Source organism: Luteibacter jiangsuensis, assembly GCF_011742555.1.
Lineage (GTDB): Bacteria > Pseudomonadota > Gammaproteobacteria > Xanthomonadales > Rhodanobacteraceae > Luteibacter > Luteibacter jiangsuensis.
In genome coordinates this window covers 777,813-800,589 of the sequence record NZ_JAAQQR010000001.1, presented here as the reverse complement: position 1 = coordinate 800,589, position 22,777 = coordinate 777,813, and the positions used below count along the sequence as shown (strand labels likewise).

Sequence of the window (22,777 nt, the reverse complement as noted above, 5' to 3'; positions counted from 1 at the left end):
GGCCGAGCCCGGGAGCTGGCGCGCCAGTTCCGGGTCTGAGGTGAAAAGCTGTCGCGCGCAGGGCGCGCTCCTACCGGGGGGCTCGTCAGCTGGCGAACCGTTACCGGGCTTCAGAGCGGCGGACGAGCACGGGGCCGATGTGTCCTGCGCAAACGGCCCGGTTGCGCCCCGAAAGCTTCGCCGAATACATCGCCGCGTCCGCGCGTTCCACCAGCGACTGCACATTGTCCGCCGGTGTGCGCATGGCAATGCCGATCGACACGGTGAGCATGTCGGACGTGCTCACATGTACATCCAGGCGATGTACGCGGCGGCATAGCCGCGTGGCGATCTGCATCGCGTTTTCCTTGTCCACGCCCTGCAGCAGGGCAACGAATTCCTCGCCGCCATAGCGGCCGAGCAGGTCGGACGGTCGCAGCTCCTGGCGCAGCGCGGCGGCCACTGCGACCAGTGCCTTGTCTCCCGCCGCATGGCCGTGGCGGTCGTTTAGGGCCTTGAAGTGGTCGAGGTCGAAAAACAGAACGGCAACCGGCCGGGCCAGCCCCTGCTCGAGCACGTCCAGTGCCGCTTCGGTCCACGCCCGTCGATTGAGCAGGCCGGTGAGCGGATCGCTGTCGGCCAGCTGGCGTGCCCGGTCGCGGTCGTGCCGGATCGTGAGGGCGCGGTCGGAGAGGCCGATGGAAAGCACGATGGCCTCGAAGGCACCCATGCCGATCGCCGCGTCGGGCAACCACGGTGCCGCCGCGAGCATCCCCTGCAACTGCGCGCCGCACAACGCGGTGAGGATCAGGAGCGGCGTCCAGCCCACGAGGAAGAACCAGGCGTGCCGGGAACCCCGCGCCGCGGCGAAGGCACCCGCCATCAGCAGCAAGAGGGCTCCCAGGAGGACGAGCGGCTGCAGCAGCAGTTGCGCCATGTTGACCAGAACGCCGACGCCGGTGGCGCGCAGGATGACGAGCAGGGGCATCACCACCGCGAACGAGAGGACCGGCGTGCGCAGCAGGGGCACGTATTCGTCGACGCGGGCGAAGCGCAGCATGAACAGCGCGGCGAACGACACGGAAAGCGCGGTGGCCGCGTCGCCGAGCACGCTGGCGGCGCCGGCGAGCGATTGCAGCTCCAGCGGATGGAACACGAAGCCCGATCGCAACCCCTGGATCAGGGCGTAGCAGAGGAGATAAGCGGCGTACCAGCCGAAGGTCATGTCGCGCAGGATGAGGGCGAAACACAATGCCATCAGGGCCATGGTCAGCATGACCGCGAAGGAGCCCGTGGCAAACACCATCCAGGCGCCGTCGTCGCGCAGGTAGTCGGGCCAGGAATCCAGGGAGAGAGTCACCGCCCCGGCGGGAGACGCGCTGCCGTGAAACTTGAGCAGGAGCGGGCGCGAGGCCGGGATGGACTCGGGCACGCTGAAGATCACCCGCCCGTGCCCGTGCAGCGCCGTTCCGAAGTCCTGCAGGGACGTGCTGGCGACGAGCGTGTTTCCGTCATACAACGAGATCGTGCCCAACCCCGGGTGGCGGACGCTCAGCACGCGCTCCCCACTCGTCCAGGGAGGCGGCGTGCGCACCACTACCCAGGTCCCGTTGGGCGAGTTGGGAAGGACCTGGAGCAAGGTGGGGTCGAAAGACGGGAACGGGCGCTGTGCCGCTTCCGCGAGGACGTCGATGGGCTGCTCGCCCGGCCGCACTTCCCGCGCATTGGCGAGGAGGGCCGTGGCGCCCGCGGCACCCGCGAAGAGCAAGCCGCAGAGGATCGCCGCCTGCAGGAGACGGATCGCCCATCCGTATCGCCGGTTGCCGAAACGCATTCCGAACCCCGCGCAAAGCTCAAGGCGCGCCTGTACGGCGCACGGCGTGGATCCGGAAGCGTTCGATCGAAAGCCCGTCTCCCCCTTCGACTGCAAGGCGATTGTGCCTTGCCGCCAGCAGGATGTCGCCTTGGCCGTTCGGGCTAGGTGAAGGTCTTGCGGCCGGCGGTCCGGTCAGGGCGCCGCGAGGCCGCCGAACCGCTCCAGGAGCTGGGTCTGCACGTCCCTCACCGGCTGCCCGGAAAGAGGCTGGAGCAGGGTGTAGGCGCCGTCCGGCTGCTGGACCCACGCCGAATGGTTGTCCGTAAGGTAGAGGTCGAGCTCGCGCCGGATGCGCTGGCGCAGCTTCTTGCCCTCCACGGGGAAACAGGTTTCCACCCGGCGTTCCAGATTGCGCTCCATGAGGTCGGCGCTGGCGAGATAGACGTCCGGCTCCCCGTCGTTGAGGAACCAGTACACGCGACTGTGCTCCAGGAACCGGCCCACCACGGAACGCACCCGGATGTTCTGCGACACACCGGGTACGCCGGCCCGCAGGCAGCACATGCCGCGCACGATCAGGTCGATCTTCACGCCGGCCTGGCTCGCCCGGTAGAGCGCACGAATGACCTTGGGATCGGTGATCGCGTTGATCTTGCAGACGATCTCCGCCTTCTTTCCGGCCGCGGCGTGCGCTGCCTCGCGGGCAATGAGGTCGAGCAGGCCCTTCTTCAGCGTGAAGGGGGCATAGAGCATGCGCTTCATTTTCAGCGCCTTGCCCATGCCGGTAAGGAGACGGAACAGCCGATGCACGTCGTCGCAAAGCGCCTCGTCCGATGTCAGCAGGCTGTAATCGGTGTACAGGCGTGCGTTGCCCGAATGGTAGTTGCCGGTGCCCAGGTGTGCGTAGCTGACGAGCTTGCCGTTCTCACGGCGCTGGATCAGCATCAGCTTGGCATGCGTCTTCACGCCGACCACGCCGTAGGTCACCACGGCACCCGCCTGTTGCAGGCGCGACGCGAGGCTGAGGTTGGACTCCTCGTCGAAGCGCGCACGCAATTCCACCACGGCCGTCACTTCCTTGCCCGCGCGCGCCGCGTCCACCAGAGCGTCCACGATCTCGGAATTGGCGCCGCTGCGGTACAGCGTCTGCTTGATCGTGAGTACCTGCGGGTCCTTGGCGGCCTCGCGCAGGAAATCCACGACGGGCGTGAACGATTCGAACGGGTGGTAGAGCAGGATGTCCTGCTTGCCGACGACGGTAAACATGTCGTCGGCGTCCGCCATCGCCTTGGGCAGCGCCGGCACGAACGCCGGAAACTGCAGCCGTGCGTACGTCGGTTGCAGGGTCATCTCGAACAGGCGGGCCAGGTTCACCGGGCCGTTCACCTCGTACAGGGCGTCGGCGTCCAGCGAGTACTGTTTCAGCAGGTAATCGACCAGCGGCTTGGGACAGTTGTCGGCCACCTCCAGGCGCACCGCGTCGCCATAGCGCCGCGAGAACAGCTCGCCGCGCAGTGTGCGTGCGAGGTCTTCCACGTCTTCCGGATCGATCGTGAGGTCGGCGTTGCGGGTAAGGCGGAACTGATAGGAACCCAGCACGCGCATGCCGGGGAAGAGGTCGTCCGCGTGCGCATGGATGATGGACGAGAGCAGTACGTAGTTGTCGCCGCCTTCGCAGACATCTTCCGGCAGGCGGATGAGTCGGGGAAGGATGCGCGGCGCCGGCACGATCGCCAGGCCCGAATCGCGGCCGAAGGCGTCGGTGCCCTCGAGTTGCACGATGAAGTTGAGGCTCTTGTTCACCAGCCGCGGGAAGGGGTGCGTGGGGTCGAGCCCGATGGGCGTGACCAGCGGGGCCACCTCATGCCGGAAATAGCGCCTTACCCACAGCTTCTGCTTGTGCGTCCACTGGTTGCGTCGGACGATGCGGATGCCTTCGTCCGCCAGGGCGGGAAGGATCTTCTCGTTGAGGATGGCGTACTGCCGCTCGATCTGGCGGTGCGCCACCTCGGAAATCTCGGCGAGCGCGCGGCGGGGCGGGATGCCGTCGGCGCCGATCATCTCGTGGTCGAAGGCGATCTGCTGCTTCAGCCCCGCTACCCGGATCTCGAAGAACTCGTCCATGTTGGACGAGAAGATCAGGAGGAACTTCAGGCGTTCGATCAGTGGTTTCGATTCGTCCAGCGCCTGGTCGAGCACGCGGATGTTGAACTGTAGCTGCGAGAGCTCGCGATGGACATAAAGCGAAGAGTCGCCGAGGTCGATATCGGGGGCATCCACTTGCGCGGCGGGCCGTACGGCAGCCTTTGCGGCCGGGCTGGTGGTTTCGGTCGGTGGGCTCATCGTGTCCAGAACGGCATCCTCGTCGCGTATGGCGACGCCTTGATAATACGCCGCCTGGCGCAGCGTATGACGGACGTCTTACAGCCGCGTGACGGTCGCTCGAGACCGCGTCGCAGCCTCCCTGGCCTCACATTCATGCAAGGCCATGACGACTCGTGACGGAGTTCGTGGACGGGAGCCAGTCCAGGCCCCCAAGGCCATCAATGGGCGGGATCCCTGGGGACCGGATTCAGAGCACGCGAAGTGATGTCGTAGATATTGAAGGTTTGCATGAACATCGAATCCGTGGCGCCGAAGCACGTAAACTGAATATCGACTCCTTTGCCGTACTCCATGCGATTGCGGACGTGATGGGAATTGACGTCGGCGTAATTCACCAGCGTCACCGGCCATTGAAGCTTCCTCACCTTCTTTTCCACCGCATCGAAGAATTTCTGTTCCAGGTGCATGCGGTTCCCCTCGTCGTCCCAGAAGGGCCCGGCCTGGGCCCCGTGAGCGCCGGCAAACAGGGTGACTGGGCGGCCGGGATACACGGCGTCGATATAGTTCTTCAACGAGTGCATGTAGCTCATATTGACGGACGTGGTCGCCGCGAAATGGATGCCTCCGCTGACGTTGGTTCGTTCCATCCAGTGAGGATAGGTCACACCCCTCGCGGCGTGCCTTGCCCGCTTTGGGTCATCGCTGAATGCAAGTGGCCCGGAAATAACCTGGATCGTTCGCCGGTCTGATGTGATCACGGTGCCTGAGGCGGTGTCGCCTATCCGCGGCCATTGGATGGCCGGTGTCGTTGGCGTGAGCGTAAAAAGAACGGTCTGCTGACTGCCCGGTCCGCTGACCGGCACCCTTGCGTTGGCGTACGCCCGAAGCTCCCCCATGAGTTCATCGTTCGGAGCCTTTCGTTTTATGGCGCTCCGCAGGCCAGCGGATTCAGGTCGGGACACGGCCGTTGCCCGCAGTGTCGGTGTAACGAAGACGCTATGGTCGCCGGAACGGTTGCGCGCCGTAGTGATGGGAAGGTCGATCCTGTCCAGCATCGAGACGAGCCAGGGAAACGATATGTTGCCGCCGGGATCGGTCCGGCCGATCGGATCGCCGCTGCAATAGGCATAGCGATTGATGCCGCCGGCATCGAACGGAGCGGCCTCGTCAGGATTCAGGAAACGACGCATTGCCGGGTCGTAGATGCGCCGACCCAGCATGTACCAGCCAGTGCCGGCTTCCCGCACTTCTCCCGCGAAAGCCGTGCGCTTGTCGATGTCTTTCGGGACGTTACGCCCGTAGGCACCATAAACGGTCTGCTCCATGACTTTGAGCTCCCTTGCCGGTCGAGGTCACGGTAACGGTTGCCTGGGTTCCGCTATCCAGGGCTCGAACACGGTGACGTTCGTGAGACCGATGGCCCTCATGACTTCCCTGTCCGCTATGCCGAAGCAGTAACCGATCACGTGTACGCCGTCTTCCGCCAACATTTCCTGCATGGCTTGCCTGCTCAGGTTTTTCATGTCCGCTACGTACACATCGATGCCGGCTGCACGAGCCTGAGACGTCGTATCGAACAGATCGGCGGATAAGAAGTCGAATTGAAGTAGATCTGTCTTGAATGCGGAATCGCTGGCCCAGTTCTTTCCGGTGGCGTTCCCATGAGCGCCTGAATAGAGCGATAGATGGGTGATTCCCCGCGCTTGAAGCGTCTGGAACAAGGGAGGGAAATGGTCTGCGGAGATGACGGTGTCGGCTGCCCAGATCGTGCTTTCTTCGTTGAAGAGGTGCAAGTGTTCGAACCACTTCGGCTTGAGTGCCGACCTGCCCAATCGATCGAGCGTCTGCCTGTCCTGGGGAAAATCTTCCTCGTGCAGGACCGTCACAGTGCGTCCGGCGCCGCGTTTCGTTCGTGTTCCGGATGCCGGTCTTCCGGGGGCGATCGGCGCGACGGTCGCCTGGGCTGCCAGTTGTCCCTGGACCATGTTGCCTGGAGGCCGGGCGGCGGCCAGCGACCCTTGAGGAATGCCGGCCGATATCGTCGCCACGTCCACAGCGGCCGCTGCGGCCGCCATGCTCATGCCAGGGGTAAGGGACAAGCCCGGCGTGTCGCCGGCACCGCGCCGCGTGCTCATGCCGACAGGGTAGGGCGCCTTGCCGACAGGCGACCAGCGCCGCCGGATCGTTCCCGAGGGGTCGATGTGGTTTGTCGGATCGCCCTTGCAGTAGGCATATCGGTTGATGCCTCCGGACGCGAACGGGCTGAGAGCATCGGGCTTGAGGAAACGGCGCAGCGTCGGAGCGTAGGGACGCTCGCCCAGCATGTAGCCATACGCGCCTTCTTCGAGTATCTGCCCCGCATAGGCGCTGCGAGCCCCCACCGTTCCCTTGGCTCGATCCCCATAGGCACTGTAAACCTGTTCGTCGACCACCATGGCGCCCCTCCCTGGGTTCACCCGGAGCCTAGTATTCAACTCGGTGGCGGTCCATCGCGAAAACGACGCGAATTCGGACGGGGCGGATCCAGGTTCTTTTGCCTGCTACGTTCAGACGATCAGCGGCTCCGGCTCGAGCGCCACGCCAAACTTCGCCTGCACCCCCGCGATCACCCTCTGCGCGAAGGCCCAGAGTTGCGGACCCGTGGCCTTGCCGTGATTCACCAGCACGAGGGCATGGCGGTTCGACATGCCGGCATCGCCGTCGCGCTCGCCCTTGAACCCGGCCGCCTCGATAAGCCAACCGGCGGAGATCTTCGCCGTGCCTCCCGCGTGGGCCCACACGGGAAGACCGGGGTGGGCGAGAGCGAGCGCGTCGGCCTGCGCGGCCGGCACGATGGGGTTCTTGAAGAAGCTGCCCGCGTTGCCGATGACGGCCGGATCGGGAAGCTTACGAGAGCGCAGGCGCACCACGGCTTCCGCCACGTGATAGGGCGTAGCCCGGGCTACGCCCATTTTTTCCACTTCCTCCCGGATGCCCGCGTAGTCCAGCGACAGCGGCCGCTCACGGGGGAGGGCGAAGGTGACGGCCACCACGATCCAGCGGCCAGCCTGCTGCTTGAACGTGGAGTCTCGGTAGGAGAACGCGCACTCAGCCTTGTCAAGCACGACGAATTCGCCCTTGTGGGTGTCCCAGGCTTCGACCGTGTCGATGAACTCCGCTACCTCGACGCCGTACGCGCCGATGTTCTGAATGGGAGAGGCGCCGACGGTGCCGGGAATGAGGATGAGGTTTTCGAGGCCGGCGAAACCCTGGCCCAGCGACCAGCGCACGAAGTCGTCCCAGCGTTCACCCGCGGCCACGCGGATCAGCACGCGATCGTCGCGTTGGAAGGTTTCGACGCCGCGCGTTGCCATGGCGAGCACCGTGCCGTCGAAGTCGCCCTTGATGAGCATGTTGCTGCCTTCGCCGAGCACCAGCACCTTGCCGGCCTTTACGGCTGGATAGGCCAGCAGTTCGGGGATCTTCGTGGGGTCGCGCACCTCGGCGAGCAGCTTCGCGCGCGCGTCCACGCGCAACGTGTTCCGGGCGCCGAGCGGGGCGTCGCTGGCGAGCGTAAACCCGCCCATGTCCACAGGGGTATTGTTCATGCCAGGATTCCGCGCCGCCGGATTTCAGCGACCGCCTCGGCGATAAGCTTCGGGCCGCGGTATATGAGGCCCGAATAGACCTGCACCAGCGCGGCGCCGGCTTCCATCTTTTCGGCCGCCGAATCGCCGTCGAGGATGCCGCCCACCCCAATGATCGGCAGCCTGCCGGCAAGGCGCGCGCGCATACCGCGCAGCACCGCGGTGGACTTCGCGAAGAGCGGCCGGCCGGAGAGCCCGCCGGCCTGGTGAGCATTCGGGTCTCCCGCGACGGCCGTGCGATCGATGGTGGTGTTCGTGCAGATGACACCGTCGATGCCGGAAGCGAGCAGCACTTCCGCGATGGCGTCCAATTCGGCGTCCGTAAGGTCGGGAGCGATCTTCAGCAGCATCGGCTTGCGCTTGCCATGCCTGCCCGCGTGGCGCTCCTGCGCCTCGCGCAATTCGCCGATGAAGCGCCGTAGCGTTTCCTCTTCCTGCAAATCGCGCAGGCCTTGCGTGTTGGGCGAAGAGATGTTCACCGTGATGTAGCTGGCGAGCGGATAGGCGCGCTCGAGGCACAGCAGATAATCGTCGATGGCACGCTCGTTCGGCGTGTCCTTGTTTTTGCCGATGTTGATGCCCAGCACGCCGCGGAATGTCGCTTTCTCCACGTTGCGCACCAGCGCGTCGATGCCGCCGTTGTTGAAGCCGAGGCGGTTGATCACCGCCTCATGCGCGGGCAGGCGGAACATGCGCGGTTTTTCATTGCCCGCCTGGGGGCGCGGCGTGACGGTGCCGATCTCCACGAAGCCGAATCCGAGGGCGGCGAGGCCGTCAAGGTGTTCGCCATTCTTGTCGAGGCCTGCCGCAAGGCCGACGGGGTTGGGGAATTCGATACCGAAGACAGTCGTCGGCAAGTCCGCCGGCGGCTTCGCGATCAGGTGAGACAGGCCACTGCGCTGCGCCACGTCGGACGCATAGAGGGTGAGCCCGTGCGCGGTCTCGGGGTCGAGTACGAAGAGCAGGGGGCGGATCAGGTCGTACATCAGGCGTCCGGACGACCCGCGAACACACGGGTGTCGTAGTCGAAAGAGACCATGCCCCCTTCTTGCGTGTCGTCGAAGAGCGCACGCAGGGCATGGAGCATCGGTTCGTGGTTGGCGTGTCCCTGCTTGGGTGCATACGACGAGGACATCAGGCGCCCGAGCAGACTTTCGTAGTCGAGTTTCTGGCCGTGCGGGAAGCTGGCCATGCCGCGGTAGCCCTGGCCGAACCATCGGGCCATGGACGCGTCATCGATATAACGCTCGGCCACGCCGCGGTAATCGAGGCCGTATTCGAGCAAAAGGCGTTCGTAGCCTTCGAGGAACGGCGTGCCGGTCAGCCGGCGCGAGTTCCAGAACACGGTGACGAGCCCACGCGCCGACAGGATGCGCGCGAATTCCGCACGCACCTTGTCTTTGTCGAACCAGTGAAAGGCCTGCGCCACCACGACGAGATCGACTGCCTGGCCAGGAAGGCCGGTGGCCTCGGCGCTGCCTTCCTTTGCGCTGAAGCGATGCTCGTCCGCCAGCCAGCGCTCTGCCGCCGCGCGCATCGCCGCATTGGGCTCGACAGCGGTGACCCGGTGGCCGGCATCAAGGAACAGCTTGCTGGAGATGCCGGTACCCGCCCCGATATCGGCGACGAGCCAGTCGGGCCTTACGCCGAGTCCGTGCAGCCAGTCGACCAGCGCTCGCGGGTAATCCGGGCGGTAGCGGACATAGTCCTCGACGCGATCGGAGAAACGTTCCGTGGAGCGCAGGTCGTTCATGGTGCGGCCTTTGTCAGAACTCGAACTTGATGCCCTGGGCCAGCGGCAGCGCGTCGGAGTAGTTGATGGTGTTGGTCTGGCGGCGCATGTAGACCTTCCACGCGTCGGAGCCGGACTCGCGACCGCCGCCGGTTTCCTTCTCGCCGCCGAACGCGCCGCCGATCTCGGCGCCGGACGTGCCGATGTTCACGTTGGCGATGCCGCAATCGGAACCCGCCGCCGACAGGTACTGCTCGGCGGCCTTCAGGTCCTGCGTGAAGATGGCCGAGGAAAGGCCCTGCGGCACGGCGTTCTGCTGTGCGATGGCCTCGTCGAGGGTGTCGAACGGCATCACGTAGAGGATCGGCGCGAAGGTTTCCGTCTGCACCACCTCGTCTGCGTTATCGAGGCCCGTGACGATCGTGGGAAGCACGAAATTGCCCTTGCGGTCGGTGAGCGCCTTGCCGCCGGTACGCACCGTACCGCCCGCCGCCTTGGCTTTCTCGACGGCCGCGAGGAATGCCTGCACGCCCTCGGGGCTGTTCAGAGGGCCCATGAGCGTGGTCGGCAGGGTAGGGTCGCCGATCTTCTGTTCCACCTGACCGTAGGCCTTCACCAGCGTATCCACCACGGTGTCGTGGATGGACGAATGCACGAACAGGCGGCGCGTGGTGGTGCAACGCTGGCCGGCGGTGCCGACGGCGCCGAACACGATCGCGGGAATGGCGAGCTTCAGGTCGGCCGACTTATCGAGAATGATGGCGTTGTTGCCGCCCAGTTCGAGCAGGCTGCGGCCCATGCGCTTCGCCACGCGCTCGCCGACCATGCGGCCGACCTTCGTCGAGCCGGTGAAGCTGATGAGCGGAACGCGCTTGTCGTCGACGAATGCCTGCGCGAGATCGCTGCCGGCATCGTTGAACAGGAAGAAGATGTCCGGGAAGCCGCCTTCCTTCAGGGCCTCGTTGCAGATCTTCATCGTGGCGATGGCGGAGAGCGGCGTCTTCGGCGACGGCTTCCAGATGCAGATGTCACCGCAGATGGCGGCCAGGAACGCATTCCAGGCCCACACCGCCACGGGGAAGTTGAAGGCGCTGACGATGCCCACGAGACCGACCGGGTGCCACTGCTCGTACATGCGGTGGCCCGGGCGCTCGGAGTGCATGGTGTTGCCGTAGAGCATGCGGCTCTGGCCCACAGCGAAGTCGGCGATGTCGATCATCTCCTGCACTTCGCCATCCCCTTCGGGCTTGATCTTGCCCATTTCCAGGGCGACCAGCGAACCGAGGGCATCCTTGTGCTTGCGCAGGGCCTCGCCGCAAAGGCGAACGGCCTCGCCGCGGCGCGGAGCCGGCACGGTGCGCCAGACCGCGAACGCTTCCTGCGCACGCTGAACGATCGTTTCATAGTCTGCCGGGCTGGACGCCTGCACCGTCGCGATCACCTCGCCGGTGGCCGGGTTGACGGGCTTGAGGCTGCCTGCGTCGCTGGTGGCGGCCCACTGGCCACCGCCGAGGTAGGTACCCGACTCGTTGCTGGTGAGACCGAGTGCGGCGAGGATCTTGGCGGACATGGAAGCTCCTTGGACGACAGGCCGGCGGGATGTCGGCCGGCGCGGATAAAGCGCCAATTCTAGCAAACACCGCCTTCACGGCCCGTTGTGCGCTGCGGGACGGATGTCGCGGCGGTGTCGTCGTCGGAGCGCGTTGCGAGCACCTTGTAATGACGCCAGCAAGTCCATGCTTCAGTTGAACTTGTTGAGCTGAGCGGAGCGCCATTCATGACGCGCGTCTATGAGATTCCCTACCAGCCCGATGACGGCTCGTCCTGGACGGTTCGCCTGGCCGGCGTGCCCGTGGGGCGCTTCCCCTCCCGCTTCGAGGCTTTGCGCGCCGCGGTCAATCTGGCCGCGGCCGACGGGGCAGGGGCCACCATCGGGGTGGAAGGAGCCGACGGCATATGGCGGCCGTTCGGCAGTGATGCCAAACGGCCGGTGTCCGTCCAGGCCGTGCCGATGCGGAGGCTTTCCGCGGTGCGCTGACAGGCCTGGCGGATCATCCGTTTCAAATGCCCGCCCTGACGGACACGTGCCGTGAAGAGGTCACTTCGATGCCGAGACCGGTGACGGTAGAGGCATCCAGCGTGCTCACGAGTGGGACGACGTAAGCGTCTTTCCACGAGAGTTCCCGCCTTAGCTTGTCCGAAGAGGTTTGGGTCGCATCGTTCACCGTCACGTCCAGCCCTGCGGACTGTCCCAGTCGAGCGGCTTCGGCTGCCCTGTACGTGCGTGGTGCACGGCGGGTCCTGTCGTCTGCCCGCAATGTCCGGGGGCCTGATCGGGGAACCGGGCTTCCGACGTAAACAGCCAACGCTGCGGCTCCGTCTTGTCTTGCGTCGCCCGCCAATCCCCCAAGGTCCGCCTGGCTGAGGTTCGCGGAATTCATGACCACCTCGGTATGTCCCGTGGAGAGGCGGCTTCCGTCAGCCGCGATCGCGTTGTTTCCGGCCGGGCGAGAGCTCGTCCTGAAGGATTCGGTCGGCGTGGCGGCAGACGCCCGCCGCGGGGCGGATACCCCGGCAACTCTTGGCATTGGCTTCAAGGACATGCCTGCCACGGCGACGCTCATGCCCAGGCTGACGGCAAAGTCGAGCATGCCCAGAACTTCGGTGGCCGCACGGTTGCCCGCTGCACTCGCGGCGACCGAACCCACCTGGCTTACCAGGCTGACAGCATTGGCGGAGGCGACCGACGTCGCAACGGCGATGCCAGGGGTCGCAAGGGCGACGGCGAGTGAGGACGACGCGGCGGCGGCGGCCCCCGATCCCGCACTGAGCGCTGTGGTGGCAGCCATGGCCGCGGGCATGAGCGTCGCCGCCGCCGCACCGGCAGTGATGACGGTGGTCACCGCCGAGGCGCCAATCGTTATGGCGGTAAGGGCCCAATCCATCCACGAGTCACCGTCAGGATCGATGCGGGTGACGGGGTCGCCGCCGCAATAGGCATAACGATTGATGCCACCTTCGCCGAAAGGGCTTGCCGCATCCGGTGCGAGGAAGCGGCGCAGCGTGGGGTTGTAGGGGCGCGTACCCAGCAGGTACCACCCGCTGCCGGACTCCGCGAGTTCCCCGGTGTAGGAGGTGCGGGCACGGGCGGGCGCGCTGCTTTGCCCGTAAGCATCGTAAACGCGAGACAGCATGATGGCGTCCCCTCAGCCTGCGCCGGATTCCGTCACCACCGAGCCTTGCGGGTCGGTGCCAAGCAAGAGGACCTCCCGAACCGAGGCGGCGATGCGGGTCTCCGCGACGATGGAGCCTTCGGCCCGGATGTATCGGCGCCCTTCGATCTGGTCGATCTCGAAGGCAATCGCGCCGTCCTCCCGGTACCGATAAGTCGATCGTTCCGGTGTCACGACCTGGCACACCCGCGAATCCGGCCCGTGCAGATAACGGATCGTCCGGTTGTCCGGCAGGGTGACCGACGCCAGGCGGCCCATGCCATCCCATTCAAGCGCGTGGCCTCGTCCGTCGTCGGTAAGGTTGCCGTTGGCGTCGTAGGACAGCGCCAGAGGTGTGTCATGGCCCGGATATCCGGGCAGGGTGTTCCGGACGCTTACCAGGCGGTCGACATCGGTCGTGTCGTAACCATAGTCGGTGACGTTGACCTGTCCGTCGAGGCGCGTGGTCGTTACCTTTCGCAGGTTGTCGATGGCATCGTGTTCGAACTGCTGCCGCACATAAGGTTGCAGCATCTCGTCCTGTGGGTGTTCGCCGGCGTCCGCCTGTATGCGGTGATCGATCAGGCGTCCGCGTGCGTCGTAATCCATGGCTTCGTCGCGCAGCAGCCGGTCGGTGCTGTCGTACCAGCGTCTGCCCGACAGCTTGTCGTCAGGGCGCCAGGTCAACACGAGCCTGCGCGACAGGGTGTTCGTCTCGTCGACATGGTCCCAGGTCTGAGTGCTGATACGGCCCTGCGCGTCGTACCCGAAAGTCTGCGTTACCGAACCGCCTTCGGCTGACGTCGTGCTCAGCCGTTCCAGGCGGGAAAACGCGTCGTAGTCAAGCTCGACCGTCACGTCCCGGTCCGTCACGCTGGTTGTGCGCCCGATATCGTCATACTCGAAGCTTCGGGTGACACCGTCTGTGCCGGTCCTCTCCAGCACCACGCCGCCTGGCGACACGATGACGTCGCATTGACGCGGGTCGGTGCCCTGCAAGGCGATCGTCTGGTGGGTCATGCGGCCGAGGTAGTCCAGCGTGACGTCCATGCTCCCATTCGGCGTGGTAATTAGCGATGGAAGCCCGACACGCTTGTGGTAAGCGGCCTCGGTGACCACCGTCTGCGTATGTGAGCGCGCATCCGTGAGCGTGGAGTCCAGCAATACCTCGCGCAGCCGGCGATCGTAGTTCATGCTCACCACACTGCCGTCGGGCATCGTTTTCCGGACGGGGCTCATCTGTCCCGGCATGTACTCGTGACGCGAGACAAGACTGCCCGCCTGTTCGCTCGACAGCCGTTCGAGTCCGTCCCAGGTTCGGGTGCCAAGTTGCATTTCCGTCACGTCGTCCGGTGGAACGACGGCGAGGCTGGCCAGGAGCTCGCTGTCGTGGCCCGGTGCATAGGTCCGCTTCACGATCGTGCCATCGGGCAAGGTGCTGGTCGCCAGCCGATCGTAGGCGTCCCAGGTCTGCCGCGTCTCTTTCTCGACAGCCCGCGTGTCGCCGTTCACCCGATCGGTGGTTTCGAAGGCTTCCGTCATCGTCACGCAACGCCCCAAGCCGTCGTACTCCCACGCCGTCGTCATCTGCACCAGACGCTCGTCGCCTGACCACAGGCCGTTCTGGGTACGGACCTGCTGACCCGCGGCGTCGGTATAGCTGGCACGCCAGCCCGTACGTTTCCCCGTCCCGTCGACCTGCCATTGCACGGTTTGCGTCAATACCCTCCCATCCCCCGGGTCGACCACCAGGCTCGTCTGGCTGACCGTTTGGCTGCCGTCCGGCGCCGTCTCGAGCTTGCGCTGGCCCCAGTCGTCGTATTGGAACGTCGACTCCCGCCGAAGAAGGCGGTCGCGCAGCCGGTCGGTTTCCACTTCGCGAACGAGCTGACCAAAGATGTCGTGTTCCAGTTCGTCGACCACGAACAATGAGCCATCCTCAAGGGGTTCCTCGCGACGGATGACGCGTCCTTGCTCGTCCATCCACACCCGGTGGGGAAGGCCGGTGATGCCGATGCGCTCCACCCAGCGTTCGGCCATGGACAATTGATAGATCCAGCGGGTCTCGGCTCTGTACGCCTCGTCGTCCGGAGCGACGACTTCAGTCGTGCGACGGCTCATGCCGTCGTATTCATACTGGGTTGTGTTGCCGTGCGCGTCCTCCACGGCACGCACCAGTCCGCTCAGTTGATACAGCGTTTCGCTGGTGTGGGTTTCGATCCCGTCGTGCGTGCGTTCCCTCGTGTGTTTCGTGATGGTCTTCCCGTCATCGTCGATGTCGTAGGTGAAATCTCGGATTTCTACCAGTCCGTCCTGTTCGTGTGTCTCGCCGCGAAGACTGCCGTGCTGGGGGCCCTGGTCATCGATGAAGTACTGGACGTTGTGCTCGAGCTCCCGCGCGGTGCCGTCTTCCACCGAGAAGGAGGTCTCTTCGCTCGCCTGGACGTAATAGGTGCGATTGCGCGTCCAGGCCAGGGCGGTCTGGCGGACCGGAACGCGGGTATAGCGGTAACGCGTTTCGCGGACCGGACCTCCCCGCGTACCCGGCTCCACTTTTCGGCTTTTCAGCCGGCGTACCAGACCGATCGGATCGGGCGGGCAGAGTTCCACATCCCCATCCACCTCTCCTTCCGGGGGGTAATAACTGGAGATTTCTGTCGTGTCCGTGGCACCGTCGTAACGCCGCTCGATGTTGCCGTGGGAGTCATATTCGGTCTCGACGTAGGTGACCTGCTGTATCTGCGGCGACGCCACGTGATAGGTCGTCGTCGTTATCCTTCTCGGCAGCTGGAAGGCCTTTGGCTGACGTTCGAACGGTTCGCCGGGTATCTGCCCGTAGTCGGTCACGACGTCCTGGACAACGCTGCCGCGGGTGGTCTTTTCGCGAACGATCAGGTGAAATTGGTTGTAGTCCCTTTCGACGGTGGTCACCACATCCGGACCGTCGTACTGGGTTTCCGTCGATCCGTAGCGAAAGGCGTCCTGGCCGATCAGGTGCAGCAATTGGTCGTTGCGGTTCTCCCAGCTGCGCACCACCGGGTATCCGTAGAAATTATTGAGGTTGTACTTGTCGTAGGAGTATTCGATCTTCTGGATTACCGTCAGGTCGGACGCCCGCCTTCGGGTATGCGTCGACACAGCGGGCATCGAAGTCATCGGGGCGCCTGCGGGAAGGCGTAATGCCGAAGCATCGTAGAGCGCTTCTTCGCGAATGCCGTCGGGAGATACGACAGCGGCCAGCAGCCTCATGCCGTTCGCGAGCGGATGGTAGTCGAACTGCCACACCGCCTCGTCCTGCAGGTTCGTCGACCTGGCGTTGAGCTGGTTGATCAGCGGAACGGTGATGCGACGCAGCTCCGACCCAGTAAGGGTAAAGTGCATGGCCATGTCAGCATGGCCGAGATGCAGGGTCAAGACGACACTCGTCAGCGTGTAGTCGAGGCTCAGCAGTGTTTCCCCCTCGTCGTCGGACACCCTGAGCAGGACGGACCGCCCTGCTGCGAAGCCCCAATGCAGGTGCATCGAATCCCCGCTCGGATTGACGACGCGAACCGGCCGAAGATAACGGGTCGATCCCGGGAGCATGCCCAGATGCTCGATCACACCCGTGATATGTTCCACCACGGCGTCGTTCGCGGGCCCGGGCCTTACCAGCGAAAAGCTGTCGATCTTCCGGTCCGGAAACGTCGCCGACGATTCGGGAAACAGGCCTTCATAGCGATGACTGTCCCCGCTGGAGAGGGTCACGATGCGCGTCGTGAGATCGACTTCCGTCAGGGCGAGACGCCAGCCGTCGCCAAATCCTTCGTTGTGACCGGCACCCAGCGCGCTATAGGAGAGCCTGAACGGCAGGTTCGGCCCGCGAAGATGATTGCCCTCGCCCGACGACAGATCCACGCTTGCTCCGTACGTACCGGTTCGCGGATCGACACGGGCACTGATATGGCTGTAGAACTGGAACGCGGTGGAATACATGTCTCCGCTTTCGAGTGGCGATCCGACATCCGTGTCTGTCATGGCTTGTTCTTCCCTGGTAGTTCGCCTTACACGATTTTCAACTCGTCCCGCTGTCCGGCAACGAAGACAATCTGGCGGTTCTGGGTCGTGCCGTATTCGTCCGTCATGATCACGGCAAGCGGGCCCTGCGGTGGATTGATGTAATTGCCCCGGCGAATATCGATCCGCCCACACAGTACGAAGACACCGCGTGACGTTTCAGGGGAGGAAAGGGTCGGCAAAGGCTGACTGCCCACCGGCACGTCGGGGTTCCAGTAGATGGTGGTTTCGCCTGGGCGCGCATAGCCGGTAAAGCATGGGTTGGACGTGTCCGGCAGGTTGTTGATCCAATGGATCATGCCGGCCGGTGTGCAGCGCATGTCCCGGATGCCCACGTGCCTGCCGCCTGCCGCGACGATCGATACGGCCACGATGTCGTTGAACAGCGGCGCCGCCTCGTCGTTTCGGACACCTATGATGCTTCGCCGATCGAGTTGGAAATTGTCCGCGGAATAGAGGACCGGCGGATCGGCCGTCACCTCGATGTTCTCGCGCAAGTCCAGGTAGGCATAATATTCCGGCGTTTCGCTGCCCGGTGGCGTCATGTATCCGGTGGTGCTCCAGGTTGAACCGTTGTCGCCGTAAATGGTGAACGACAGGCGGATGGACCGGTTGCCCGCGCTCGGGTCGGCCGACACGTAGAAATCGAGCCACTCGCCCGGCCCTTGCGCTGGCGTGACGCCGTTGTGCCGGACACCTGGGTGGTAGGTGTATCCGCGATCGGTGCGCTGTGCCGACCATCCCCTGTAGTTCGAGGATCCGTCGTCGCTGAACGGTATGCGTTGATCATTGGCATCGTAGTCGAACAATGCGATGTTCTGTCGCTCCGTGTCGGACAACTTCACTGTCTGTCCATTCAGAGTGGGCTGCACGCGAAGTCGGATACGCGCCTGCTGAAGACCATTGTGGTAAACGCGCACCTGGGTAAGGACGATTTCCACGCCATTAATCGCCCAGGTATCACTCTGTCGACCTGACGCCTTTTCCATGGCTTTCTCCGAGCATCCCGAATTCGAAGGTGGCTTAGGGTGCCTCAGGCACAATGAACTGCACGCAGGACACCTTACCGTCCAGGTTGCCATCTTGATAGTAATACCTGATCTGGTAACCGTTCGGATCGTCCGAGTCGTTGTCCTCGAAGTTCCATACGGTGATGGGATTATTCACCGCGCTCCTCAGTGTGGTGATAACGGCATAGTCGTCGCCGGTGTCGCAATTGGGGTTGTCGTACACCTTGACGACAACCCCCGCGGGAGTGCCCTCGAATTTCATTGATTTTGCTTCGTCGTTCTTCCCGCAATCCCCCATCTTCTTCTGTTTGAAAAAGGGGCGCTGGGTGATGGTTTCAGGGCAGAACGTGTCTTGGCTACCGTTGTAGCCCTCGTAGAATCGTATGGTGCCGTAGTAGCCCTGTTTCGGCTCAGCGCCCGTTGTCTGTGCGACGTGTCCGGCCTCGTGTCGTTCGGCAGGGTGGGTCATGCCACACGCCGCCGTGCCGGCCATTATCAATAGTACGCACGCAATGGTCATGAATTTTTTCATGGCGGATATTTCCTTCGCTGGGTGGCCCGCTCTCTTGGTTACGCCCCGGCCACGTGTCCTTATGCCGCGTTCGCGCTAGTCTTTCGCCGCCTTGGATATCTTCAGTTGATTGGCCTTGGCGCCGAACGTGAGATTCAGGCTGTGATAGTTGCCGTAGGCGTCCAGGATATGCAGCGTCGTCGCATTCTTATCGGGAACCGAGCCGTTGCTACTATCGAGGAAACGGCCCTGGAGGATGCCGAGGATCAAGCCGATGACCACGCGCGTGGTGGAACGGCCCACGATCGACCCTGCGGAATTGCGGAACATGGTCAGCGGGTCGTAGTTCGACTGGCGGGATTCCTTGGCCTCCGCGGGCCGATCTTCGCTCGCGACCGTCAGCTGGAACCATCTGAGTGGGGGAAGTGGCAGGTGTTCCGGAGCCGAGGCGTTGGGCTGGCCGTAGTAGCTGATGCCCCACTTGAACGTGTCGAAGTCATCGCCATGCGTGTACACGGCAAATCCGGTCGGTGCTGTTTTACTCGCGCTCACCGACTTCAAGGCGAGCTCGCGCCCGTTGAGGTTGACGAACACGTAGTGCTCTTCCGCGAGGAAGAAGTTGGAAGTGTTCCCAACGCGGTGCGCCATGAGATTTCCGTTGGTATCGAACTCGCCGTAGCTGGTGATGGGAAGTGATGGGAAGGCGGCAGGCGTGACAAGAACCGAAGAGTTGAAATTTCCGTTCTTGTCGCCCAGGCCGTCGGGGTCGGATATCCACACCGTGTTGGTCGTTGCATATGCGCCGCCGCCGGGAAGCGGGATGCGAGCCGCGATCTGCGTGCGGCTTGTCGAGTTCGTGGCGACATAGAAAATCGCCTGGCGTAACTGCCTCTGCTCCCGCGTGGTGAGGAGCCGGCCAGCCGCGTCGTCCTCTGTCTGCCTGGACGGGGCTGCGGGCGAGGCGGCTTCGGCGGTGTCTGGAATGATCGTTTCATCCCACGTGTATTCGCCCGGCGTCCGCGAGACTTGCCACCCTGCAGGGAGAGGCTGGCCGGTGCCGTAATCGATCAGTTCGAGCTTCTGGAAATCGGCTTCGGGCAGGTCGACGGGATTGCCGGCCGCGTCCTGGACCACGATGGATACCTTGACCTGGCACTGCTGTCGTCCGTTGTTGAAGACCTTGACGCGCGCAGGCTGCTGTTCCTGCGCGAAATCCTTGAAGACCCTGAAGAACAGGACCTGTGCCCAGGTGGCCGTTGTTGAGGAGTTTTTCATTGGACTGTCCTTGTCTGAGTGCACGTCGCCCGGCTCGTCCTTGACGCCTTGGCCGTGTGCTGAGGATGTTCTCCTTTGCACGGCAAGTCCAAATGATTCGGTATGTCGATTCGGAGCCTGCAGAGGTAACGGGCGGCCCCAAGGCGTGTTCATGTACTATGAGCGGGATCGCGAGGGTGGCAAAATGCAGCCCTGGTGTAGAGCCACTTCTGGCCCCGTAGCTCAGCTGGATAGAGCGTCCCCCTCCTAAGGGGAAGGTCGCCCGTTCGAATCGGGCCGGGGTCACCAGCTTCGAGCCGCGGCCCGGCTGGGCTCGCGGTGACCGCCCCCATTGGAGAGCCGCCATGCCCCGTTCGTTCGACGCCATCATCGTCGGTGCCGGGCAGGCGGGACCTGCGCTGGCGAACCGCCTTACCGGCGCCGGGAAGACCGTCGCCATCGTCGAGCGACATCTCGTCGGCGGCACCTGCGTCAACACCGGGTGCAAGCCCACCAAGACCCTCGTCGCCAGCGCCTACGCGGCGCACCTCGCCCGGCGTGGCGCCGAATACGGGGTGGGCGTGGGAGCGGTGTCGATCGACATGCCGACGGTGGCGGCGCGTGCACGCAAGGTGATCCTCGATTCGCGCAAAGGCAACGAAGACTGGCTGGCAGGCATGCCGGGGCTCACGCTCATCCGCGGACACGCACGCTTTGTCGCGCCGCGCCGACTCGAGGTGAATGGCGAAACGATCGAGGCGCCCCAGGTTTTCCTCAACGTCGGGGGCCGCGCCAACGTGCCGGATTTCCCGGGCGTCGACGAGGTGGACTACCTGACCAACAGCACCATCATCCCCTTGGAGTCGGTGCCCGAACATCTGGTCGTCGTCGGTGGCAGCTACATAGGACTGGAGTTCGCACAGATGTACCGTCGCTTCGGCGCGAGGGTGACGGTGGTGGAGCAGGGGCCCCGTCTGGTGCAGCGCGAAGATGAAGACGTTTCCGCCGAGATTCGCGCCTTCCTGGAAGGCGAGGGCATCGAAGTACGCACCGACGCATGCTGTATTCGCCTGGCAAGGCACTCCAACGGTGTGAGCGTGGGCGTGGATTGCACGGACGGCTCTCCGGAAGTGGTCGGCACGCACGTGCTGCTGGCCGTCGGCCGCCGCCCCAACACCGACGATCTGGGTCTGGACAAGGCCGGCATCGCCGTCGACGAGCGCGGGTACATCAAGGTGGACGACCGCCTTGCCACGAGTGCCGAAGGTGTCTGGGCCATGGGCGACTGCAATGGCAAGGGTGCCTTCACGCACACGGCGTGGAACGACTACGAGATCGTGGCCGCCAACCTCCTCGATGGTGGCGACCGAAGGGTCAGCGACCGCATCCTGGGTTATGCGCTCTACGTCGATCCGCCGCTGGGGCGGGTGGGCATGACGGAAACCCAGGCGCGCGCCAGCGGCAGGCCGCTGCTGGTGTCGAAACGCCCGATGACGCGCGTGGGGCGCGCCGTGGAAAAAGCCGAGACGCATGGCTTCATGAAGGTCGTTGCGGATGCGGAAACGAAACAGATCCTCGGTGCCGCGATTCTCGGCACCGGCGGTGACGAAGCCATCCACGGGATTCTCGACATGATGAACGCGAAGGCATCCATCGGCACCTTGCAATGGGCCGTACCGATCCATCCAACGGTGTCCGAGTTGATCCCCACGCTGATCGGCGATCTGCAACCGGTTGAAACGAACCGCTGATCGTCCCTGCGCGAACCATCGCCCGTCAGACGTCCCGAATCACCATCAACCGCGTTTCGGTCATGTCCTCGATCGCATAGCGCACACCTTCCCGCCCGATTCCCGATGACTTCACGCCGCCGTACGGCATGTTGTCCACGCGGAAGCTCGGCACATCGTTGACGATCACGCCGCCCTGCTCGAGTTCGTCCCAGGCACGCATGGCATGGCGCAGGTCGTTGGTGAATACGCCAGCCTGCAAGCCGAAGTCGGAGTCGTTGGCAAAGGCCAGCGCCTCGTCGAAGGTCATGAAGCGTTGCAGGAGCGCCACCGGCCCGAAGGCTTCCATCCGCTGCAGCTTCGCATCGCGCGGCACGTTTTCCAGCAACGTGGCCTCGAGCATCGCGCCTTTCCTGCCGCCGCCGCAGAGGATGCGGCCGCCGGCCTTCTTCGCTTCGGCGATCCAGCCCTCGAGCCGTTCCGCCGTCGCCGTGTCGATCATGGGCCCCAGGAAGGTGGACTTCTTCTTCGGATCGCCGGCTTTCAGTGCTTTCACCTTCGCCACGAGCTTGCGGCGCAGTGCCTCGTACACGTCGTCGTGGACAAGGATCCGCTGCACGCTGATGCAACTCTGCCCCGACTGATAGAAGGCGCCGAACACGAGCCGGTCGACCACGGCGTCGAGCCGATCGGCCTGGTCGCCGTCCACGATGCAGGCAGCGTTGCCACCCAGTTCGAGCGTTACCTTCTTGTGGCCTGCGCGCGCCTTGAGGTCCCAGCCGACAAGCCCGCCGGTGAACGAAAGCAGCTTGAGGCGCGGGTCGGTCACGAGCGGTTCGGCATGCCTGCCATCCAGCGGAAGGATGGAGAACGCGCCTTTCGGCAGGTCGGTCTCGGCAAGGATCTCGCCGATGATCAACGCTCCGAGGGGCGTTTTCTCCGACGGTTTCAGCACGAACGGACAACCGGCGGCGATGGCGGGCGCGACCTTGTGCGCGACGAGGTTCAGCGGAAAGTTGAACGGCGTGATGAACGCCACCGGCCCTGATGGCACCCGCCTCGTGTAGCCGTGGTAGCCGGCGGTGCGTGGCGAGATCTCGAGGTTGAGGGTCTCGCCGTCGATGCGCACGGACTCCTCCGCCGCGATCTTGAATGTATCGATGAGGCGGATGACTTCGCCCAGTGCATCGTTGATAGGCTTGCCGGCCTCGACACACAGCGCATAGGCCAGCTCGTCGCGTCGCTCCTGGAAGCGGCGCACGCAATGTTCGAGCACGGCCTGCCGTTCATAGGGACGGAAGTGCTTCATGGCGGGCGCCGCCGCCGCTGCCGAAGCGATGGCTCGTTCCAGCGCGGCCGCGTCCGGCAGGGCCACTCGCGTCGCCACTTTGCCGGTGTATTTGTCCAGCACGTCGAGCTTCTTCTTGCCGGGCTTCACCGGCTTGTTCGCCACGTAGTAGGGGTAGCTCTTGGCGAGCATGGGGGAACTCCGTTGCGCCGATCGATGGAAACAGGATGACGCCCGC

The 22,777-nt window shown here is 64.3% G+C and carries 16 protein-coding genes and 1 tRNA gene; 3 read left to right on the top strand and 14 right to left on the bottom strand.

The window, feature by feature from the left end; genetic code table 11:
* Positions 1–100: 100 nt before the first annotated feature.
* From HBF26_RS03430 to amaB, 8 genes are all read right to left on the bottom strand, one after another.
* Positions 101–1,813 carry a GGDEF domain-containing protein gene (locus HBF26_RS03430; RefSeq protein WP_167123033.1) on the bottom strand — a complete coding sequence of 571 codons (1,713 nt, stop codon included), beginning with the start codon at positions 1,811–1,813 and terminating at the stop codon, positions 101–103.
* Between the two features lie 174 nt (positions 1,814–1,987).
* Complete coding sequence (gene ppk1 / locus HBF26_RS03425) at positions 1,988–4,138, bottom strand: polyphosphate kinase 1 (protein WP_167123031.1); 2,151 nt, start codon at positions 4,136–4,138, stop codon at positions 1,988–1,990.
* A gap of 200 nt (positions 4,139–4,338) precedes the next feature.
* Positions 4,339–5,445, bottom strand: coding sequence for an RHS repeat-associated core domain-containing protein (locus HBF26_RS03420; protein ID WP_167123029.1), 1,107 nt, complete (start codon positions 5,443–5,445; stop codon positions 4,339–4,341).
* A 27-nt stretch (positions 5,446–5,472) separates the two neighbouring features.
* Entirely contained in the window at positions 5,473–6,555 is a 1,083-nt protein-coding gene (locus tag HBF26_RS03415) for an RHS repeat-associated core domain-containing protein (protein WP_167123027.1), read from the bottom strand.
* Between the two features lie 111 nt (positions 6,556–6,666).
* Positions 6,667–7,686 (bottom strand): UDP-N-acetylmuramate dehydrogenase, encoded by a 1,020-nt coding sequence (gene murB / locus HBF26_RS03410; protein ID WP_167123170.1) that lies wholly within the window; start codon positions 7,684–7,686, stop codon positions 6,667–6,669.
* 17 nt (positions 7,687–7,703) lie between these two features.
* Entirely contained in the window at positions 7,704–8,732 is a 1,029-nt protein-coding gene (locus HBF26_RS03405) for a quinone-dependent dihydroorotate dehydrogenase (RefSeq protein ID WP_167123025.1), read from the bottom strand.
* Positions 8,732–9,499 carry a class I SAM-dependent methyltransferase gene (locus HBF26_RS03400; RefSeq protein WP_167123023.1) on the bottom strand — a complete coding sequence of 256 codons (768 nt, stop codon included), beginning with the start codon at positions 9,497–9,499 and terminating at the stop codon, positions 8,732–8,734. The genes HBF26_RS03405 and HBF26_RS03400 overlap by 1 nt, the downstream gene beginning before the upstream one ends.
* Before the next feature lie 13 nt (positions 9,500–9,512).
* Entirely contained in the window at positions 9,513–11,048 is a 1,536-nt protein-coding gene (amaB, locus tag HBF26_RS03395) for an L-piperidine-6-carboxylate dehydrogenase (RefSeq protein ID WP_167123021.1), read from the bottom strand.
* A 207-nt stretch (positions 11,049–11,255) separates the two neighbouring features.
* Here amaB and HBF26_RS03390 point away from each other — a divergent pair, with 207 nt between their 5' ends.
* Positions 11,256–11,516, top strand: coding sequence for a DUF2188 domain-containing protein (locus HBF26_RS03390; protein WP_167123019.1), 261 nt, complete (start codon positions 11,256–11,258; stop codon positions 11,514–11,516).
* A gap of 22 nt (positions 11,517–11,538) precedes the next feature.
* Here the strand turns inward: HBF26_RS03390 and HBF26_RS03385 are convergent, their stop codons facing one another.
* The 5 genes from HBF26_RS03385 to HBF26_RS03365 all read right to left on the bottom strand — a co-directional run bounded on the left by HBF26_RS03385 (position 11,539) and on the right by HBF26_RS03365 (position 19,566).
* A complete protein-coding gene (locus HBF26_RS03385) occupies positions 11,539–12,672 on the bottom strand; it encodes an RHS repeat-associated core domain-containing protein (protein ID WP_167123017.1) in 1,134 nt (377 codons plus the stop codon).
* Positions 12,673–12,684: 12 nt separating this feature from the next.
* On the bottom strand, positions 12,685–16,707 hold the full coding sequence (locus tag HBF26_RS03380) for an RHS repeat domain-containing protein (protein WP_167123015.1): 4,023 nt from the start codon (positions 16,705–16,707) through the stop codon (positions 12,685–12,687).
* Between the two features lie 26 nt (positions 16,708–16,733).
* On the bottom strand, positions 16,734–17,735 hold the full coding sequence (locus tag HBF26_RS03375) for a hypothetical protein (protein ID WP_167123013.1): 1,002 nt from the start codon (positions 17,733–17,735) through the stop codon (positions 16,734–16,736).
* Positions 17,736–17,769: 34 nt separating this feature from the next.
* Positions 17,770–18,288, bottom strand: a complete 519-nt coding sequence (locus HBF26_RS03370) for a hypothetical protein (RefSeq protein WP_167123011.1) — start codon at positions 18,286–18,288, stop codon at positions 17,770–17,772.
* Positions 18,289–18,363: 75 nt separating this feature from the next.
* Positions 18,364–19,566: a hypothetical protein gene (locus HBF26_RS03365; RefSeq protein ID WP_167123009.1), complete on the bottom strand. Its 1,203-nt coding sequence runs from the start codon at positions 19,564–19,566 to the stop codon at positions 18,364–18,366.
* Positions 19,567–19,753: 187 nt separating this feature from the next.
* Between HBF26_RS03365 and HBF26_RS03360 the strand changes: the two genes are divergently transcribed.
* Both HBF26_RS03360 and HBF26_RS03355 read left to right on the top strand, forming a co-directional pair.
* Positions 19,754–19,830, top strand: a tRNA-Arg gene (locus HBF26_RS03360).
* 56 nt (positions 19,831–19,886) lie between these two features.
* Positions 19,887–21,272, top strand: a complete 1,386-nt coding sequence (locus HBF26_RS03355; protein ID WP_167123007.1) for an FAD-containing oxidoreductase — start codon at positions 19,887–19,889, stop codon at positions 21,270–21,272.
* A gap of 25 nt (positions 21,273–21,297) precedes the next feature.
* Here the strand turns inward: HBF26_RS03355 and HBF26_RS03350 are convergent, their stop codons facing one another.
* Positions 21,298–22,731: an aldehyde dehydrogenase family protein gene (locus HBF26_RS03350; RefSeq protein ID WP_167123005.1), complete on the bottom strand. Its 1,434-nt coding sequence runs from the start codon at positions 22,729–22,731 to the stop codon at positions 21,298–21,300.
* Positions 22,732–22,777: the final 46 nt, after the last annotated feature.

Coding starts and splice junctions, on each gene's coding strand:
- HBF26_RS03430 (WP_167123033.1), bottom strand. CDS start 1,813: ATGCGTTTCGGCAACCGGCGATACGGATGGGCGATCCGTCTCCTGCAG.
- ppk1 (WP_167123031.1), bottom strand. CDS start 4,138: ATGAGCCCACCGACCGAAACCACCAGCCCGGCCGCAAAGGCTGCCGTA.
- HBF26_RS03420 (WP_167123029.1), bottom strand. CDS start 5,445: ATGGAGCAGACCGTTTATGGTGCCTACGGGCGTAACGTCCCGAAAGAC.
- HBF26_RS03415 (WP_167123027.1), bottom strand. CDS start 6,555: ATGGTGGTCGACGAACAGGTTTACAGTGCCTATGGGGATCGAGCCAAG.
- murB (WP_167123170.1), bottom strand. CDS start 7,686: ATGGGCGGGTTTACGCTCGCCAGCGACGCCCCGCTCGGCGCCCGGAAC.
- HBF26_RS03405 (WP_167123025.1), bottom strand. CDS start 8,732: ATGTACGACCTGATCCGCCCCCTGCTCTTCGTACTCGACCCCGAGACC.
- HBF26_RS03400 (WP_167123023.1), bottom strand. CDS start 9,499: ATGAACGACCTGCGCTCCACGGAACGTTTCTCCGATCGCGTCGAGGAC.
- amaB (WP_167123021.1), bottom strand. CDS start 11,048: ATGTCCGCCAAGATCCTCGCCGCACTCGGTCTCACCAGCAACGAGTCG.
- HBF26_RS03390 (WP_167123019.1), top strand. CDS start 11,256: ATGACGCGCGTCTATGAGATTCCCTACCAGCCCGATGACGGCTCGTCC.
- HBF26_RS03385 (WP_167123017.1), bottom strand. CDS start 12,672: ATGCTGTCTCGCGTTTACGATGCTTACGGGCAAAGCAGCGCGCCCGCC.
- HBF26_RS03380 (WP_167123015.1), bottom strand. CDS start 16,707: ATGACAGACACGGATGTCGGATCGCCACTCGAAAGCGGAGACATGTAT.
- HBF26_RS03375 (WP_167123013.1), bottom strand. CDS start 17,735: ATGGAAAAGGCGTCAGGTCGACAGAGTGATACCTGGGCGATTAATGGC.
- HBF26_RS03370 (WP_167123011.1), bottom strand. CDS start 18,288: ATGAAAAAATTCATGACCATTGCGTGCGTACTATTGATAATGGCCGGC.
- HBF26_RS03355 (WP_167123007.1), top strand. CDS start 19,887: ATGCCCCGTTCGTTCGACGCCATCATCGTCGGTGCCGGGCAGGCGGGA.
- HBF26_RS03350 (WP_167123005.1), bottom strand. CDS start 22,731: ATGCTCGCCAAGAGCTACCCCTACTACGTGGCGAACAAGCCGGTGAAG.